Raw genomic sequence first — 17,948 nt, 5'->3', positions numbered from 1 at the left:
GCGTTACTCGCGGCGCAGGATCTTGTTCACCAGGATGCCGGCCAGCCAGTTTTCCCTGAACGCGGCGTTCAGCGCCTTGGGGTCGTACTCGGTGGCGACCCAGTCCCGGAAGCCGATGCCGCTGCGAGCCTCGGTGGCGAGATAGCTCTCGAAAAAGAAGTCGATGACACCGGTCTTGGCCTGGCGGATGTGGCCATATCGCCAGGACAACTGGTCCATGGCCTGACGCAGTGGCAAGCCGGTGCGCTGCCACAGGTACAGGGTCGCCATGAAGCCGGTGCGGTCGGCGCCCGATTTGCAGTGCATCAGCAGTGGCAGTTCCAAGCCGTCCCACAGGTCGAGCGCCGCCAGCACGGTCTCCCGGTCGAGCGCCGCGCGGGAGCGGATCGGGAAGTCGATCAGGACCAGCCCGAGCCGCGCGCAGGCCTCGCGTTCCAGCCGGTAGGCACCGCACTCCACCCGCGGGCCGCGCAGGTTGAGGATGGTGCGGATGCCTTCCTTCGCGAACTGCTCCAGATGGCCGGGACCCGGTTGCGCGGCACGCCAGACGCCATCGGCGACCTTGTGGCGGTGGACATAAACTTGGCGCAGGAAGCCATGGTCGACCAGCAGCATGTTCAGCCAGGCGCTGCGGCGTTCGTCGGAGGTCAACGGCGCGACGGAGGCGGCGCGGTGGGGCAGGTCGATCATCGGCATCCACGGTTCGGATCTGGGCGGCTTTCTGCCAGCAGCAGTTCTAGGGCGTCATCGACCGCTTGCAACGGGATATTGCTCATCTCGCCGCCACCGAAATCCTGGGCCCGCAGCACGGCCCCGCGAGTGACGAAGGGTGCGAACTTGGCTGGTGGCGTCGGGCCGAACAGCGACAGCAACGGTATGTCGGCGGCTGCCAGCATATGGCCGCCGCCGCTGTCGTTGGCAACCGCAGCGGTGAAGCGGGCCGCGAGGGCGATGGTCAGCAGCGGCGACGTGCCGAGCGCGCCGGCGCGCGGATCCTGCAGCGGTAACACCGCGCTAGGGATCGACGAGCGGATCGTGTCCGCCCATTCGGATTCGCCAGGGCCGAGCAGATAGACCGGGGTCTGGCCGCGCCCGGCGATCCGGCTTCCGAGATCAATGAAGCGGTCCAACGGCCAGCACTTGTGCTTGCCTCCGGCGCCCGGGACCAAGCCGACATAGATGGCCCTGCCGTCGTCCAGCAGTGTTCGGGCCAGATCGTCCGCGGTTCGGTCGATCGTGCGGGTGACGGTCGGCACCGCGGGCTGTCCGCTCGCCAGTTCCAGCAGGTCGAGCATCTGCCGGATCATCGCGGTCGGTCGTCGATGGCCGAACGGCGGACGCCGGTTCGACAGCAGGTAGCCGGCGGCACCCGAGATGAACACGCGGTGCGGTATCCGCTTCAGAATCAGGGTGGTCTTCACCCGGCGCTGGGTGTCGATCACCAGGTCGAAGGTACGCCCGTGCAATGAAGTGCCCTTTAGCGGGTCGAGCATCTCGTTCCAGCCCGCTCCGACTCCTGCGTCGTCCACAACCTCGTCGATCAGCCCTTCCACCAGCGGTGCGAGGGTTCCTGAATAGGCACTGGGGCCCTTGCCCGCGAGCCAGACGATCGAGGCGGCAGGGAAAGCCTGCCGCAGCGCGCGGACGAACGGCAGCTTCATCAGCCCGTCGCCGACCAGATCGAGCCCGACATAAACCAGGATGCTGCGCGGCGCTGCAGGGGCGTGTCGGCCGGTCATCCGGTGGACCCTGGACGACTTGCGCCGGTGGGCTGGGCGGCCAACCGGACCACGACGACCGTGACGCCGATCAGGCCCATCCAGGTTTCCTGCCACAGCCCGAACGACACCATCGCGATCACCAACAGCGCGGAGGCGGTGGCGAGCGCGACGGGCTGGGCGTTCCGGTCCATCCGTCGGATCGCGCCGGCGCCGATCCCCAGCAGGGCCAGCCCGGCGGCGATGCCGATCGCACCGAACTCGACCCAGATCTGCAGGGCGGCGTTGTGCGCGTGGGTGGCCGGCGCCTTGTGGTAGCGGTAGCGGCTGCGCTGCTCATCGGACAGCGGCAGATGCCGAACCGACCCCAGGCCCTGGCCGATCCAAGGCGCCTGACGAATCGCGTCCGACGCGTGATCCCAGATCTCCAGACGGTCGGTGAACGACAGCGGCATTGCGATCTCCTGGCGGACCGCCGTGTGGTAAGCCGCCGTCAGCAGCGGAGGCGCGCCGACCACCAGCCCGACTGTCAACACGCTGCCGGCGACCAGCACGGCGCCGGAGTGCCAGCGGGCCGCAGCGTAGACCAGGGTGGCGACCAGGGCCGCCAGCCAGCCGGCCGCCGACTGACCGGCCAGCGCAGGTGCCAGGCCCAGCAGCAGCGCCGTAACGGCGTGGCGCCGTCCGACGTACCGGGCGAGCAGGCCCGCCAACGGCAGGGACAGCAGCAGCAGGGCGACCGCCGGCCGGTTGTATCGGGCCGGGTCGATCACGACGCTGGCAGCCAGTCCGTCGGACAGGCGGCGGAACGGGGAGTCGAACGTCAATTCCACCAGCAGGAACGCCGAGCCAATCGCCAGCCCGGCCAGTGCCCACAGGGCGATGTACGCAAGGCGGTCCGGTCGGATCGAACCGGTCCAGTCCGCCGATGCCAGCCACAGAACGACCGCCAGCATGCCGAGCTTGACGACCGTCTCGGTCCAGTCGGGCTCGCCCAGGGCTGGCGGCAGGTGAGCGCCGGCGACATAAGCCAGGAAAACCGCAAACAGAACGGCTACCGAGAAAGAAGGCAGCGCCGAACGACGCTGGTTGCACAGCGTGACGACCAGCAGCCCGAGCGCAAGCGCGATCGATAACGGCGCCATCGCCTGCTTCGCCATCGCCCCGACCGTGGCAAACAGAAACAGCCCGCCGGCCAGGACCAGGTCGGGCCGTGCGAACCATCGGTCGGGAACGCTGGTTTTGTCAGCCGGCGTGATGGCTCGCCTCCTGGATGGCCGCCGTTTCGGCCACGCCGTGGCCAACAATTTGTGGCGCCATCGGACGTTCGGCACTAGGTTGAGCAGGCCGTACCCACTAACACAGCGCCTTCACGCTGGAAAGCGCGACCCGGACCGTATGGCCATGCCCCAGACGATGACCATCCTCACGCGCGACGACCCTCCGACGCCGCCGGCTCTGGGCCGATGAGCGAATCGCCCCCCATGAAAACCCGGCTGCCGATCAGCGACCAGCGCAGCCTGCCGCTGATGGGTCGCTTGTGGCGCCAGTTCATCCGGCACCATGCCCTGTGGCTGGTTGGTGCCGCCATCGCGTCGGCGATCGTCGCTGCGGCGACGGCAGGCTCGGCGTGGCTGCTGGACCCGGTGGTCAACAAGGTGTTCGTCGAACGCGACCGCGACATGCTGTGGCTGATCGGTGGCGGCGTCCTGGCGATCTTTGTCGTGAAATCGGTGGCGGCGTACCTGCAGGAAGCGGTTCTCGCCTATGTCGGCCAGCGGATCGTCGCCGACGTCCAGAACCGGCTGTTCCGCCATCTGCTCGACCAGGACGTCGCCCTGTTCCAGAGCCGCCAGACCGGCACGCTGATCTCGCACTTCACCTACGACGTCCAGGCGCTGCGCCAGGCTGTGTCGACGGCGCTGGTCGGGATCGGACGGGACGGGCTGTCGATCGTGTTCCTGGCGGCGGTGATGATCTACCAGGACTGGCTGTTGTCACTAATCGCGCTGGTGGTGGCTCCCATCTCGATCCTGCCGCTGCAACGGCTGGGTAAGCGCATGCGGCGGGTGTCGGGCCAGTCGCAGGAGCGGATGGGCGAGTTGACGACGCTGCTCGGCCAGGCGTTCCACGGTATCCGGGTGATCAAGGCCTATGGGATGGAAGAGGCCGAGCGCCAGCGCGTCGGCTCGGTGATCGAGGCGTTGTTCCGCCTGGCGTTCCGTCAGGGCCGAGTGCGTGCGGCGGTGCAGCCGATCATCGACGTCCTCGGCGGTCTGGCGGTTGCCGGCGTGATCATTTACGGCGGCATCCGGGTGATCGACGGCGTGACCACGCCGGGTGCGTTCTTCTCGTTCATCGCCGCGGTGCTGATGGCCTACCAGCCGCTGCGAGGGTTGGGGAAAGTCAGTACGACGTTGCAGGAGGGCCTGGCCGCCGCCGACCGGCTGTTCCGGATGCTCGACCGCAAGCCGTTGATCGCCGACGCGCCCGACGCGGTGGAACTGGACCGGGCGCCGGCTTCGGTGGCGTTCGAGGGCGTGCGGTTCCGCTATCCCGACGGAACCGAGGCGCTGGCCGGACTGGATATGGTGGCGCCGGCCGGCAGGGTTACCGCTTTGGTCGGCCCGTCCGGCGCCGGCAAGAGCACGGTTCTGTCCCTTATTCCCCGCTTTTACGATGTCGAGGGCGGTGCCGTGCGGGTGGCCGGGCGCGACCTTCGCACCCTGTCGGTGAGGAGCTTGCGGGCAGCCATTGCCGTGGTCAGCCAGGAGGTGGTGCTGTTCGACGACACGGTGGCCGAGAACATCCGGTACGGCCGGCCCGACGCCAGCGATGCCGATGTAGTGGCGGCGGCCGAGGCGGCGGCGGCCCATGACTTCATCTCGGAACTGCCCGACGGCTACGCCGCCCGGGTCGGCGAGCATGGGTTGAAGCTGTCCGGCGGACAACGGCAGCGCATCGCGATCGCCCGGGCCATTCTGAAGGACGCTCCGATCCTGCTGCTCGACGAGGCGACCAGCGCGCTGGACACCGAGTCCGAGATGCAGATCCAGACTGCGCTGGCACGTCTGATGGTGGGGCGCACCACCATCGTCATCGCCCACCGCCTGTCGACGGTGCAGAGCGCCGATGTGATCCACGCGTTCGAGCGCGGGCGGGTGGTCGAGAGCGGCTCCCACGCCGAGCTGGTGGCGCATGGCGGGCTGTACGCGCGGCTGCACGCCCTGCAGTTCCGAGATGTCGAGGAACCAGCCGCGGTACCGGCGGGCTGACCTAGACCGGTCCCGGCGTACGGATCGGCTTGTCGCGCCAGCGGCGATGCACCCAGAACCACTGCTCCGGCCGCTCGCGGATCCAGGATTCGACCCGGTCGTTGACCGCCTGAACCAGTGCGGCGACGTCGGTCGAGCGGTCGCCCGTTCGTTCAAGCTGGATTGGTGGATCGACCGTTACTCGAAAGCGCGGCCCGCCCAGGCGCTCGAAGCGGACCGGCACGACCGGTACATCGAAACGCAGAGCCAGCTGCGCGAAGGCCGGGGTGGTCATGGCCGGTCGGCCGAAGAACCGAGCCTCGATGCCTTCGTTCATCTTCTGGTCGACCAGAATTCCAAGGGAGCGCTGGGCCTTCAGCGCTGCCAGCGCCCGGCGTCCGCCTTCGGCGCCCTTCGGGATCATCACGCCGGCCGGATCGATCCGGCGGCGCTCGAGCAGCCGGTTGACCCAGGGGTTGTTCGGCGCGCGGTAGATGAAGTCGACCGTGAAGCCGTGGCGCAGGGCGACCACCGGCGCGATCTCCCAGTTCGCCAGATGGGCGCCGACAAAGATCACTGGTCCGCCGGCTTCGCGGAGAGCCTCGATGGTTTCCATCCCATCAACCTGGACGACAGCCGGGTCTGCCAGCAGGGTCTTCAGGTGCGGGAACTCGCCAATGTTCCGGCCGAGATTCGCCCACATGCCGTCGAGAATGCTGTCAATCTCGGAGGCCGGATGGTCGGGATAGGTGCGCTCCAGGTTCCGCCGGGCGGTCCGGTGCGCGCCGATCAGCGGTCCGATCCGCCGCAGCAGCCAAGCGCCGGTCGCCGAACTGGCGGACGTGGGCAGCAAACTGAACAGCCCGTAGAACGCCAGGACGAGTGCCGCTTCGAGCGGCTGGAGAAGGCGGGTGAGGAGACGACTCATGCCGTCGGTATGGTTCCTCGCCGCCGTCCCGTCCAGTCCTGTTCGCGTCAGGCCGTGGCCGGGGTCAGCCGCCCGAGCGGTTTCTCGTCAATGACCATGTGGATCAGTGCCGCGAGGACGCCGAGCACCACGCCCGCCCACCAGACACCGTCGTAGGAGCCGACGGTGTCGTACAGATAGCCGCCGAGCCAGACACCCATGAAGCTGCCGAGCTGGTGGCTGAGGAAGACGACGCCGAACAAGGTCGCCATGTACCGGACACCGAACACCTGGGCGACGATGCCGGTGGTCAGCGGAACCGTCGATAGCCACAGGATGCCCATGGAACCGGCGAACAGATAGATTGTCAGGTCGGTCTTGGGGGCCATCAGCAGTCCGATGATCGCGATCGAGCGCAGGAAATAGATCCAGGCGAGTCCGGTCTTCTTGCTCCAGCGCTGCCCGAACATGCCGGCGGCGAAGGAGCCGACGATGTTGAAGAAGCCGACCAGGGCAAGGGCGGTCGCGCCGACCGACGGATCCAGGCCGAGGTCGGAGACGTATGCCGGGAAGTGGACCGTGATGAACGCCACATGGAAACCGCAGACGAAGAACCCGATGGTCAGCAGGACGAAGCCCCGATGGCCGCTCGCCTCGCGCAGTGCCTGGACCAGACTCTGGTCGTGCAGCGCCTCACCCTTCGGGGCCTGGATGTTCGGCAGCACGAAGGCGAGTGGAATGACCAGCAGCGCCGACAACGCGAGATAGCCCAGCGCGGGCTCCCATCCGAACTGATGGATGAAGGTCTGTCCGAGTGGCGAGAACACGACCTGTCCGAACGATCCCGCCGCCGTACCCAGGCCGAGGGCGAGCGAGCGCCGCTCCGGTCCGACCACCTTGGCCATTGCCGCCATGGCCAGCGAGAACGCGGTGAAGGCGACGCCGATTCCGGTCATCACCCCGCCGAACAGGTGCAGGCCGAGCACGCTCGAGGTATGCGCCATGCCCCAGACACCAGCCGTGTAGACCAGCGCTCCGACCGCCAGCACCCGGGATGGGCCGTAGCGGTCGGCGATGGCGCCGGCGATCGGAACGCCGATTCCCCACAGCAGGTTCTGGATCGCCATGGCGAGGCCGAAAGTGCTGCGGTCCCAGCCGTGGGTCACCGTCATCGGTTCAAGGAACAGCCCGAAGACCGAGCGGATGCCAAACCCGATCATGGCGATCAGACACCCGGCCAGGATCACCACCAGCGGTGTACGCCAGCCGGAGCCGGCGGGGGACGAAGGAGCGGAAGCGGTGCTCGACATGGGGGGCCTCAGATGCCGAAGGGCAGGATGGATGCGCGCGAATCGATCGGCTATAATGCGTGTGGTTACACTGGTGTACCTGCACGAATGAGTCAACAATGGACGATCCGAACACCGGGACCGGCAGCGATGCTGGATCGGCATCAATTGCAGGCGAAATGCGCTGCACCTGCGCCGCGCTACGCCGAACTGCCCGCCGAATGACCCAGATCTACGACGACGCCCTCAAGCCGACCGGCCTGAAGCTCACGCAGTACTCCCTGCTGGCCATGCTTGCCCAGGCCGGAGAGCCCTCGATTACGGACCTTGCCGACCTGATGATGATGGACCGGACCACTTTGACCCGGAACCTGAGGCCTTTGCAGGCCGCAGGATGGGTCCGGCTTGGCACGGGTGGAGACAAGCGGTCGCGGAGCGTCGTTCTGACCGCGAAGGGCGAAAGCACGCTGCAGGCTGCGCGTCCGGTCTGGCGGCAGGCGGAGGCGTCGATTCGCGGTAAACTGGGGGCTGATGGCGGCCGGCAGCTTCGCCGCCTGCTGGCAGAGACGTCTTCCGCCATCGCATCCGACTGACGGGGGCGACGCCCGCCCGCGGGTCTGCTATTCCGGCGGTGTTCCGTTCGCCCCGATGTCTGGAGACCGTTCATGGATCAGGACAAACTGCGCGCCCTCCGGGAGAAATACGGCCCGGCCCCGGAAGGGACGATCTTCGATCCGGAGTTCGCTGAAGTCGGCAAACAGATCTTCCGCGGTAGCCGCCGTCTCTGGCCGTTCTCCGGGGTGTCGACGTTCCTGGATGCGCCCTACCGGCCGATGAAGGATGACTCGCCGGACCTCGATGGGCTGGATTATGCGTTGGTCGGCGTGCCGATGGATCTGGGTGTCACCAACCGGGCGGGCTCGCGACTTGGTCCGCGGGCGGTGCGGGCGATCGAGCGCATCGGACCCTATGAGCATCAGCTGAAGATCGCGCCCCTGGCCGGTTGCGCCGTGGCCGATGTCGGCGATGTGGTGATGCGCAGCCGCTACGACCTGGTCAGCTGCCACGAGGACATCGAGACTTACTTCGCGAACGTGCACGCTGCGGGAGTGATCCCATTGGCGATCGGTGGCGACCACTCGATCTCGCTGCCGATCCTCAAGGCCCTTGGCCGGGACCGGCCGCTTGGCCTCGTTCACATCGATGCGCATTGCGACACCAGCGGCCCCTACGAAGGAGCCAAGTTCCATCACGGCGGCCCGTTCCGCCAGGCGGTGCTCGATGGCGTCCTGGATCCTGAGCGTACCATCCAGATCGGTATCCGAGGTGCCGCGGAGTATCTGTGGGAGTTCTCCTATGAGTCCGGCATGACCGTGCTGCATGCCGAGGATGTCCTGAAGCTGGGTCCCGCGGCGGTGGCGGAAAAGGCGAGGGCGGTGGTCGGTGATCAGCCGTTCTACATCTCGTTCGACGTCGACAGTCTGGATCCGGCCTACGCGCCCGGAACCGGTACGCCGGAGATCGGCGGGATGACGTCTCTGGAGGCGATGGAGATCCTGCGCGGTCTGGCCGGACTGCCGATGGTGGGCGGCGACGTGGTCGAGGTGGCACCTCAGTACGATGCAACCTCCAATACCGCTCACGCCGCGGCGCAGATCCTGTTCACGATCTTCTGCCTGGCTCGCCTAGCCGAGCCGGCACGGAAGGCCGCTGGCTGGAAATGAGCCATCAGGCGCCGGCAAGCAGGGTTGCCGCGATCGCTTCCCATTCGGCATCAAGCGGATCGCGGCAGTGCGGGCGCCCGGCTCGACGGTACCAATAGCCGGCGTTCGCCTCGTCGCCTTCGACGCGGTGCAGGTGGGCGTGCACCCAGGCAGCTTCCGGACCGTCATCGGACTGGGCGGCCTCGTGGGCAGCGTGCCAGTCGCCGCGGCCCTGGTACCAAAGGCCCGTCAAGGCGGGCGTCATCGCATCGGGTGGTACGTTGCGGGTCAGCGATTGTCGGAAGTCGTCCAGGGTCATTCAGTGGCCTCCAGGGCAATATCGGGCGGTAGCGGGCGGTTCGTCACGATGTTCGAAGAAGGTAGTATAGCTTGATGGAGTTCTGCGCGGTGTCTGTCGGGAGCGTAACGTCATGATCGATGAACTGCTGGCGCACAACAAGGAGTGGGCCGCCCAACGGGTTTTGGAAGACCCGAACTATTTCAAGCGCCTCAAGGATCTGCAGGCCCCGAAGTATCTTTGGATCGGCTGCTCCGACAGCCGGGTTCCGGCGAACGTGATCACCGGTCTGCAACCGGGCGAGGTGTTCGTTCACCGCAACGTGGCGAACGTGCTGCATCCCGGTGACTTGAACGGCCTTTCTGTCCTGCAGTACGCCGTCGAGGTCCTGCGGGTCGAACACATCATCGTGTGCGGCCACTATGGGTGCGGCGGGGTCGTGGCCGCAGCGGATGGGCTACGCCACGGATTGATCGACCACTGGCTGCGCCCGATCATGGATCTGCACGAACGCTTCGAGCCCGATCTGGCCAAGCTGCCCGACGCCCGGGCACGCCTGGATCGCCTGTGCGAACTGAACGTTGAGCAGACCGTCACGAGGGTGACGCAGACGCCGGTGGTCCAGGATGCCTGGATGGCGGGCCGACTGCTGGCGGTGCATGGCTGGGTTTACGGGCTGGAGGATGGAATTATCAGAAGTCTCGGACCCAGCATCACGGGTGCAAGGGGAGCGACCGAGCATCGCGAGAGGCTGGGGGTGTAGTCGCTCCTACGCGCTCATCGATGCCGATTTCGGTGTCACCCGGCGTTCCAACAGCCATTCGGTCGCGGCCTGCGTGTCGGTGAACACACCTGCCGATCCCGGAATCTTCATCGTGCGCATCGCCGCCCAAAGCTGGCCCAGCAGCTGATTACCCTCGTACCGGGAGACCACCAGGGCGGTGATCTGCGACGGATAGCCTGCGGCATCCTTATAGGCCTGAAACCGTCGCAACCAGTCGACATCGACCTCGTGAACATGCGCGCCGGTCGTGTCCAGCAGTACCAAGGTCGATGCCGTTACAGACGGATCGCTAAAGCAAGCCGCCAGGGCGCGTTGCGCGACGTTGAATGTAAGGGTGCCGAGATACCGCAAGGTCAGGATGTCGCGATCCCGATCAATCTCAAGCTCAAATCCCGCGTGCTTCATCGGGCGCCTCCGCCTGTTCTGGCGTGGTGGGCTTCTATGAGTGTCTACGCTACACGTTCTGTGTCGGCGCTTCGCGCTGGTGATTCTACGTATGTCCCTCACGCGGCGGTCAGGTTTGCAACGGGTATCATCGGCTCCGCACCGGGAACCGCCTGCTGTTCGGCGAGAAACTGCCTCGTTTCGGCGCGCTGCGCCGCCCCTCGCTCGTCGTAAAGGAACGGCAGGACGACATAGCGTCGGCCCTGGGTTACCGGGGTCGCTTCGTGCAGCAGCGAGCAGGAGAAGATCACAGCGCAACCGACGCCCGGCTTGTAGGTGTGGGGGCCGTACTCGGGAAACCGCAGGGCACCGCCTTCGTACTCGTCGCTGTTCAAGTTGAGGCTCATGGCGAACTTGCGGTGCGACGTCGCCATCGAGGTATTGTCACGATGTGCCTTGAAGAAGCCCTGATCGGCTGCGGCGTAGCATCCGATGATGTAGCGTTCGACCTGGGAGACGCGATATCCGAATGCCTTGCCGATTTCTGGAATGACCTTGGTCTCCAACGCGCGACGTAACGGTGTCAACAGCGCCTTGTCGTGTATTGCACAATCCTTGCGGCGCTTCATCTTCGGGTCGAGCATTCCGCGCGTCATACCGTCAACGTCGCGCATGAAGCCGCTGTCGCCGCCACCGTGGGCTTCGTAGTAGTCGATCAGTTGGCGGCAATAAGCCGGGCTCACGACATCGGGAATCATCAGCACGGGCGCGTGCTGCTGCATTGCCTGAGCCGGAACTCGGATGGGGTATCCGGCAATAGCGGTGCGCAGTCGCTCGCCGAATCCCTCCACCGGCCGGGCTGCGACGTAGGCCTGCGCGCGCAGGTTTTCCCGAACCAGCAAGGCGCCGACACGAAGAACCAGGGTACCGGGTACTGCGTCCGCAGGTGTGGCTTCCATGCCAAAGAGCCGATGAATGGCCCGGTCGGTGTCAAAGAACACCGTGAACCGCTCAGTGAAGTTGGCGAGCCGCTCGTTGTTCGAGTCGCGCTTATCGGTAGTAACGACGTAGACAAGAATGTTGTGCTTGGTCAGCCAGGCGGCCTCATCAAGAAGTGTCTGAGTCAATGCCCTACCAATTTCCGAGTTGACGCTGGCCACGAATACCAACGCAAATCGATGTCCAGCGAGCGAGTCGAAATTGAACGACGGATTGATACTGCTGTCGGCGCGAAATTTCGGCAGGAAGTCGCCCGGGGCGAATCGAGTCATTGGCAGTCCTCACTGCGTCAGGGAGTTGGAGACAAGCCGGGCGATCCGCCGGGCTCGCGGCTCCGGAATTGAGCCGACCAGGGCGTAGGCGACATCGCTGGCCTTGCCGTAGGAAACGGCCAGTCCGTCATGGGTGGTGACCCGAGGCTCGGCACCATCGCGATTGAGGGCTTCGAGGATGGGGGAGTCCAGCGAGAGCACAAGCGACAGTCGCCGCGCCTCGGGGTCGGTGTAGACGAACAAGGCAGCCGGCCCGGTATCGGTTGCGACCACGTCGATTCTCGACAGCGTGAAACCGGCTAAGGCCAGGTCGGGTGGGGTCAGTTTATGGGCAAACAGAGTCTCGACGCTGCCGATAGCGGACTCCGAAGCCTCTCGGGCGAAGAATGGTGCAGCGGCTGACACCCGGTGAACCTCGGCGGCTTCGTCGATGAAGGCGGACAAAGGGTCATCATGCCCCGCGGCCCAAGATGCAGCCGCCCACCCGACGGCAACGCCGGCCGTCAGCATCGCGACCTGCCGCCACATTTGGCTGACGAAGCTGGGCCGGGCGCGACTGCTTTGCGATACTGCGGTATGCAGTTCCATGGCCAGCTCGGAACCGGCGTCGGCCAGGCGATGTGGAAGATCCCCCATGGAGGCGGTTTCCAGTCGAGCCAACTCAACCAGCGCCTGATGGTCCGCCAGTAGCTCCGAGAGGTGTCGGCGCAGCTCCGGTGAGCGGGCTGCTTCAGCCTCGATCTCTTCCATGCGCTGCGAGGGCAGGTCGCCGTCGATGAATGCGCTCAGTTCCCAATCTTCAACCGGTTTGGACATCATGACCTCCAACGAGCCGAAGCGCGGACGTGCCGCCCGCTTCTCTGTGCGCGAGGCGGCGCAGGGCTTCCCTTCCCCGGGCCAGCCGTGAGCGGACGGTCCCGACCGGCAGGTCCAGGACCACGGCTGCCTCGTCGGTGGTGAGACCGTCGACGGATACCAGCAGGATTACGCGGCGTTGGTCGTCGGGCAGGCGATCGACTGCCTTCAGTACCCGGCGCAGTTCGACGTGAGCCTCCTGGCTGGCCTCGATGCGCACGCCGTCGTCGTGGACGAAGACCGACGACACCCTCTGCCGGCGTTCGTATGACCGCGTTCCCGACACGAATGTGTTGTGAAGAATGGCGAACAGCCAGACCCGCAAGTCGGTACCCGGCTTGAACAGCTCAGCCCGGGCGATCGCCTTGACCAGCGTGTCCTGAACCAGATCGTCAGCGTCTGCCGTGTTGCGGCACAAAAACCGGGCATAGCGCCGCAGCCGCTGGATATGCGCTACCACGTCCTGGGAAGTCATGCCCGGCGATCCTTCGAAGAGGAGCTTCGGGAGACATACGCGCCCGCTCCACCCGCTTATCCATGGAAAGCGGGTGGTTCACGATTAAATTTTTTGAATGGCAGACCCGCGTTACCGCAGCGAGGCGTTGATCTTGTCCAAAGTGGCGCTGCCCGGACACAGATCGGGTTCGCCGAGCTCGTTCAGCGGCGTCCGGGTCGTGCGCAGGTTGGTGTGCAGGTCGCGCGGCTGCGCATCAAGGTAGAGCAGCCCGGTGGCGATCTCGCCGGCCCGTTCCTTCTCCTGGATGTAGCCGAGCGCGGCCGCCTTGTCGGAGGGGTCGTAGTCCGGCGCGATCTTGGCCAACCTCAGCGCCACGCCGTTGGGCTGCATGATCTCGACCGTGCTGCCTGGCGCGTAGTCCGCCTCGATCGGTGCCTGACTGGTGATGAAGTCCAGGCTGTTCACCGCCTCGTTGTGCTCGCGCACATAATCGTAGCTGCGGGTCGAACCCTTGTGGTTGTTGAACGCCACGCAAGGCGAGATCACGTCCAGAATGGCGGCACCCGGGTGGCTGATGGCCGCCTTGATCAGCGGTACGAGTTGCCGCTTGTCTCCGGAGAACGACCGGGCGACGAAGGTGGCCCCCATCAGGATGGCGAGCGATGCCAGATCGATGCCGCTGTCACTGTTGACGGCACCCTTCTTGGCGACCGACCCCTTGTCGGCGGTTGCGGAGAACTGCCCCTTGGTCAGGCCGTACACGCCATTGTTCATGACGATGTAGACCATGTTCACGCCGCGCCGCATGACGTGGGCGAACTGGCCGAGACCGATCGACGCGCTGTCGCCGTCGCCGGACACGCCCATGTAGGTGAGGTCCCGGTTGGCCAGGTAGGCGCCGGTCAGCACGCTCGGCATGCGGCCGTGCACGGTGTTGAAACCGTGGCTGCTGCCGAGGAAGTAGGTCGGGGCCTTCGACGAGCAGCCGATGCCGGACAGCTTGGCGACGCGATGCGGCTCGATTGCGAGTTCGTAGCAGGCCTGGACGATCGTCGCACTGATCGAATCGTGGCCGCAGCCGGCGCACAGGGTCGAGATCCGGCCTTCATAGTCGCGCCGGGTGAAGCCGACGCTGTTCTTCTGAAGGCTCGGATGATGCAGCTTCGGCTTGGTGATGTAGGTCACGACACGGCCCTCTCGAGGGGGACGACATGGTACTGGGCGAGCCTGCGGCGGATCTCGCCCAGGATGAAGTGAGCGGTGATCGGCGTCCCGTCGTAGTGCAGGACCGGAACCAGCCGCGCCGGATCGATGCCAAGCTCGGTGGTCAGCATGTTCCGCAACTGGCCGTCGCGGTTCTGCTCGACGACGAACACCTTGTCGTGGGACAGGATGAAATCCTGGACCGATTTCGGAAACGGAAAGGCGCGCAGGCGCATGGCGTCGAGATGCAGGCCGTCGGCCTCCAGACGGTCGAGCGCCTCGGCCATCGACGGGCTGGTGGAGCCGAAGTACAGCACGCCGTAGCGGCTGTTCCCCGCGGCCTTGCGTACGATCGGCTGCGGGACGATGTCCTTGGCCGTCTCGAACTTGCGCTGCAGCCGCTCCATGTTCTCGATGTAGTCGGCGCCTTCCTCGGAGTACCGGGCGTAGCGGTTCTTGGTGGTGCCGCGGGTGAAGAACGCGCCCTTGCTCTTGTGGGTGCCGGGCAGGGTACGGTACGGGATGCCGTCGCCGTCGACGTCAAGATAGCGGCCGAACTCGCGGCCGGCATCCAGTTCCTCGGCAGTCATTACCTTGCCGTGGTCGAACGTGCGGGTGTCATCCCACTCGAACGGCTTGCACAGCCGATGGTTCATGCCGATGTCGAGATCCGTCATCACGAAGATCGGGGTCTGCAGCCGGTCGGCGAGGTCGAGGGACGCAGCCGAAAAGTCGAAGCATTCCCGCGGATCCTCGGGGAACAGCATGACGTGCTTGGTGTCGCCGTTTGACGCGTAGGCGCAGGACAGCAGGTCGGCCTGCTGGGTGCGGGTCGGCATGCCGGTCGACGGCCCGCCGCGCTGCACGTTGATGATGACCGCCGGGATCTCCGCGAAGTAGGCAAGGCCGATGAACTCGGTCATCAGGCTGATGCCGGGCCCGGAGGTCGAGGTGAACGCCCGCGCGCCGTTCCAGCCGGCTCCGATCACCATGCCGATCGATGCCAACTCGTCCTCGGCCTGGATGACCGCGTACCTGGCTTCCTTGGTGTCCGGGTCGTGGCGGTAGCGCTTGCAGTACGACGCGAACGCCTCGGCCAGCGACGATGACGGGGTGATCGGATACCAGGCGCAGACGGTGGCCCCACCGTAGACGCAGCCGAGCGCCGCGGCGGCATTGCCCTCCACGAAGATCTGGTCGCCGACCTTGTCGCGTGCCGCCACCTTCAGGCCGCACAGCTCTGGCTGCAGGTTGGACGTCACCCAGTCGCGGCCGAGGTGCAGCGCCTTGATGTTGGAGGCGATCAGCGGCTCCTTGCCCTTGAACTGCTCGCCGAACAACGCCTCGATCACTGTCGGATCAATATCGAGCAGTACCGACAGGGCGCCAACATAGATGATGTTCTTGAACAGCTGGCGCTGCCGTGGATCGGTGTAGGTGGCGTTGGCGATCGCGGTCAGCGGCACGCCGATCAGCGTGACGTCGTCGCGAAACGCGCTGGCCGGCATCGGCCGGGTCGAATCGTAGAACAGGTAGCCGCCGGGCGCCAATTCGGCCACATCCTGGGGCCAGGTCTCGGGATTCATCGCGACCATCATGTCGACGCCGCCGCGCCGGCCGAGATAGCCATCCTCGGACACGCGAACCTCGTACCAGGTGGGCAAGCCCTGGATGTTCGACGGGAAGATGTTCCGCGGGCTGACCGGGACGCCCATCCGCAGGATGGATCGGGCGAACAGCTCGTTGGCGCTTGCCGAACCGGAACCGTTGACGTTGGCGAACTTGACGACGAAGTCGTTGGTCGCGCTCAGTGCTTGCCGCATGCGTGTTCCGCGTGGCTCATTTCGATGAAGTATTTCCGCATATCCCAGGCGCCGGTCGGGCAGCGCTCGGCGCACAACCCGCAGTGCAGGCAGACGTCCTCGTCCTTGGCCATGACCCGGCCGGTCTTCAGGCCGTCCGCGATGTAGATGTCCTGGGCAAGGTTAAGCGCGGGCGCGCTCAGCCGGCCGCGCAACTCGCTCTCGTCGCCATTGTCGGTGAAAGTGATGCTGTCCATCGGACAGATGTCGACGCAGGCATCGCACTCGATGCAGAGCTGCGGGGTGAACACCGTCTGGATGTCACAGTTCAGGCAGCGCTGTGCTTCCTTCCAGGCGAGCTGCGGGTCGAAGCCCAGTTCGACCTCGGCGCGGAGGTCGCGCAACGCCTCATCCTTGGCCCGGTGCGGCACCTTGAACCGCGAGTCGAGCGCCACGTCGTTGTCGTAGCTCCACTCGTGGATGCCCATCTTCTGGCTGACGATCTCGACCATCGGCGACGGCCGGACGGCAGCGTCGCCGCCTTCCAGGAAGGTGTGGATCGACAGGGCGGCGTCGTGGCCATGGGCGACCGCCCAGATGATGTTCTTCGGGCCGAACGCCGCGTCGCCCCCGAAAAACACGTTCGGCAGGGTGGAACGCATCGTGGTCTCTTCGACCTTCGGCATGCCCCAGCGTTCGTTGAACTCGATCCCGATGTCGCGCTCGACCCAGGGGAACGCATTCTCCTGACCGACGGCGACAAGCACGTCGTCGCACTCGAAGAACGGGTCCGGCTCGCCGGTCGGCACCAGCGACCGGCGGCCCTTGGTGTCATATTCGGCGCGCACCTTCTCGAAGGTCATACCGACGAGACGGCCGCCTTCGTGCACGAAGGTCTTCGGAACCAGGTAATTGAGGATCGGGATATCCTCGCCGATCGCGTCTTCCTTCTCCCAGGGCGACGCCTTCATCTCCTCGAAGCCCGAGCGCACGATCACCTTGACGTCCTCGCCGCCCACTCGGCGGGCGGTGCGGCAGCAGTCCATGGCCGTGTTGCCGCCGCCGAGCACGATCACCCGCTTGCCGATCTTGGTGATGTGTCCGAACGATACCGAAGACAGCCAGTCGATGCCGATGTGGGTGTTGGCGTCCGCTTCAGTCCGTCCGGGAATGTCCAGGTCGCGGCCGCGCGGCGCGCAGGAGCCGACGAAGATCGCGTCCCAGCCTTCGGCCAGAAGCGCCTTGAGGCTGTCGACCTGTCGATGCTCGAAGTGGACGTTGCCGATCCCGGTAATGTGCCCGACTTCCTCGTCGATCACCGACTCGGGCAGACGGAAATGGGGAATCTGGGTCCGGATCATCCCGCCGAGCTGCGGGTTCTGATCCATGAGCGTGACTTCGTAGCCCAGCACGGCGAGATCACGGGCCACGGTCAGCGAGGCTGGACCGGCACCAATACAGGCGATGCGGCGACCATTGCTTGGCGCGGCACTCGGCAGACGATCTTCCAAACCGCCCTTGAAGTCCGCGGCAACCCGCTTCAGCCGGCAGATCGCAACGGGTTCGGTGCGGTTGCCGACCAGGGATTCATCCTCGACCCGCCCACGCCGGCAGGCTGGTTCGCACGGTCGGTCGCAGGTCCGACCGAGGATGCCGGGGAATACGTTGGACTTCCAGTTGATCATGTAGGCGTCGGTGTACCGGCCATGCGCGATCAGCCGGATGTACTCCGGCACCGGCGTGTGGGCGGGACAGGCCCACTGGCAGTCCACGACTTTGTGGAAGTAGTTCGGATCGGCAATATCGGTCGCCCGCAACGGCGGATCTCCCCAACTCGGATGGCGGTTGCCCAGCTTAACGTGGGCTTTGCCAAGGGGAGTAGGAACCCTTGCGGCGCGCCACGTCAAGACGTTCGGGGTTGTCTATCGCATGAACGACTTTGGCTTGTGCCGATCGCACCGCGCCGATCGACGGCGGAGGGAAAGATTGGCCCAAAATCAAGTTCTGACGATGGTCTCACGCT

17 protein-coding genes are annotated in these 17,948 nt (G+C 65.7%); 4 read left to right on the top strand and 13 right to left on the bottom strand.

The window, feature by feature from the left end:
* Positions 1–3: 3 nt before the first annotated feature.
* The 3 genes from RIC54_RS02080 to RIC54_RS02070 are packed head-to-tail and all read right to left on the bottom strand — an operon-like array spanning position 4 to position 2,878.
* A complete protein-coding gene (locus RIC54_RS02080; protein ID WP_350150463.1) occupies positions 4–690 on the bottom strand; it encodes a phosphatase domain-containing putative toxin in 687 nt (228 codons plus the stop codon).
* Positions 687–1,739 carry a glycosyltransferase family 9 protein gene (locus RIC54_RS02075; RefSeq protein ID WP_350095471.1) on the bottom strand — a complete coding sequence of 351 codons (1,053 nt, stop codon included), beginning with the start codon at positions 1,737–1,739 and terminating at the stop codon, positions 687–689. Before RIC54_RS02075 ends, RIC54_RS02080 begins: the two co-directional genes overlap by 4 nt.
* Positions 1,736–2,878 (bottom strand): O-antigen ligase family protein, encoded by a 1,143-nt coding sequence (locus RIC54_RS02070; protein ID WP_350095468.1) that lies wholly within the window; start codon positions 2,876–2,878, stop codon positions 1,736–1,738. The genes RIC54_RS02075 and RIC54_RS02070 overlap by 4 nt, the downstream gene beginning before the upstream one ends.
* Positions 2,879–3,202: 324 nt before the next feature.
* Between RIC54_RS02070 and RIC54_RS02065 the strand changes: the two genes are divergently transcribed.
* On the top strand, positions 3,203–4,993 hold the full coding sequence (locus RIC54_RS02065) for an ABC transporter ATP-binding protein (protein ID WP_350095465.1): 1,791 nt from the start codon (positions 3,203–3,205) through the stop codon (positions 4,991–4,993).
* 1 nt (position 4,994) lies between these two features.
* Here RIC54_RS02065 and RIC54_RS02060 read toward each other — a convergent pair whose 3' ends face one another.
* A complete protein-coding gene (locus RIC54_RS02060; RefSeq protein WP_350095462.1) occupies positions 4,995–5,900 on the bottom strand; it encodes an LpxL/LpxP family acyltransferase in 906 nt (301 codons plus the stop codon).
* A gap of 47 nt (positions 5,901–5,947) precedes the next feature.
* A complete protein-coding gene (locus tag RIC54_RS02055; RefSeq protein WP_350095459.1) occupies positions 5,948–7,189 on the bottom strand; it encodes an MFS transporter in 1,242 nt (413 codons plus the stop codon).
* Between the two features lie 98 nt (positions 7,190–7,287).
* Between RIC54_RS02055 and RIC54_RS02050 the strand changes: the two genes are divergently transcribed.
* Together RIC54_RS02050 and speB are read left to right on the top strand one after the other, a co-directional pair.
* Complete coding sequence (locus tag RIC54_RS02050; RefSeq protein ID WP_350095456.1) at positions 7,288–7,761, top strand: MarR family winged helix-turn-helix transcriptional regulator; 474 nt, start codon at positions 7,288–7,290, stop codon at positions 7,759–7,761.
* 72 nt (positions 7,762–7,833) lie between these two features.
* A complete protein-coding gene (speB, locus tag RIC54_RS02045) occupies positions 7,834–8,892 on the top strand; it encodes an agmatinase (protein ID WP_350095453.1) in 1,059 nt (352 codons plus the stop codon).
* 4 nt (positions 8,893–8,896) lie between these two features.
* Here speB and RIC54_RS02040 read toward each other — a convergent pair whose 3' ends face one another.
* Positions 8,897–9,190: a hypothetical protein gene (locus RIC54_RS02040; RefSeq protein ID WP_350095450.1), complete on the bottom strand. Its 294-nt coding sequence runs from the start codon at positions 9,188–9,190 to the stop codon at positions 8,897–8,899.
* Between the two features lie 112 nt (positions 9,191–9,302).
* On the opposite strand from RIC54_RS02040, the gene RIC54_RS02035 reads away from it, so the two are divergent.
* A complete protein-coding gene (locus RIC54_RS02035) occupies positions 9,303–9,932 on the top strand; it encodes a carbonic anhydrase (protein ID WP_350095447.1) in 630 nt (209 codons plus the stop codon).
* Positions 9,933–9,938: 6 nt separating this feature from the next.
* Here the strand turns inward: RIC54_RS02035 and RIC54_RS02030 are convergent, their stop codons facing one another.
* The 7 genes from RIC54_RS02030 to RIC54_RS02000 form a co-directional block, all read right to left on the bottom strand.
* The gene (locus RIC54_RS02030; RefSeq protein WP_350095444.1) at positions 9,939–10,358 is read right to left on the bottom strand and encodes a hypothetical protein; all 420 of its coding nucleotides are present in this window, start codon (positions 10,356–10,358) and stop codon (positions 9,939–9,941) included.
* A gap of 98 nt (positions 10,359–10,456) precedes the next feature.
* The gene (locus RIC54_RS02025; RefSeq protein WP_350095441.1) at positions 10,457–11,608 is read right to left on the bottom strand and encodes a 2OG-Fe(II) oxygenase; all 1,152 of its coding nucleotides are present in this window, start codon (positions 11,606–11,608) and stop codon (positions 10,457–10,459) included.
* A 9-nt stretch (positions 11,609–11,617) separates the two neighbouring features.
* Entirely contained in the window at positions 11,618–12,436 is an 819-nt protein-coding gene (locus RIC54_RS02020) for an anti-sigma factor family protein (protein ID WP_350150461.1), read from the bottom strand.
* Positions 12,408–12,938 carry a sigma-70 family RNA polymerase sigma factor gene (locus RIC54_RS02015; RefSeq protein WP_350095435.1) on the bottom strand — a complete coding sequence of 177 codons (531 nt, stop codon included), beginning with the start codon at positions 12,936–12,938 and terminating at the stop codon, positions 12,408–12,410. Before RIC54_RS02015 ends, RIC54_RS02020 begins: the two co-directional genes overlap by 29 nt.
* Positions 12,939–13,049: 111 nt before the next feature.
* Positions 13,050–14,105: a 2-oxoacid:ferredoxin oxidoreductase subunit beta gene (locus tag RIC54_RS02010; protein ID WP_350095432.1), complete on the bottom strand. Its 1,056-nt coding sequence runs from the start codon at positions 14,103–14,105 to the stop codon at positions 13,050–13,052.
* The gene (locus RIC54_RS02005) at positions 14,102–15,946 is read right to left on the bottom strand and encodes a 2-oxoacid:acceptor oxidoreductase subunit alpha (RefSeq protein ID WP_350095429.1); all 1,845 of its coding nucleotides are present in this window, start codon (positions 15,944–15,946) and stop codon (positions 14,102–14,104) included. The genes RIC54_RS02010 and RIC54_RS02005 overlap by 4 nt, the downstream gene beginning before the upstream one ends.
* Positions 15,931–17,742 carry an FAD-dependent oxidoreductase gene (locus RIC54_RS02000; RefSeq protein WP_350150459.1) on the bottom strand — a complete coding sequence of 604 codons (1,812 nt, stop codon included), beginning with the start codon at positions 17,740–17,742 and terminating at the stop codon, positions 15,931–15,933. Before RIC54_RS02000 ends, RIC54_RS02005 begins: the two co-directional genes overlap by 16 nt.
* Positions 17,743–17,948: the final 206 nt, after the last annotated feature.

The organism is Thalassobaculum sp. (genome assembly GCF_040219215.1).
Classification (GTDB): domain Bacteria; phylum Pseudomonadota; class Alphaproteobacteria; order Thalassobaculales; family Thalassobaculaceae; genus Thalassobaculum_A.
Note: the sequence above shows the minus strand (reverse complement) of the source record. Positions and strands in the feature narration are given on the sequence as shown.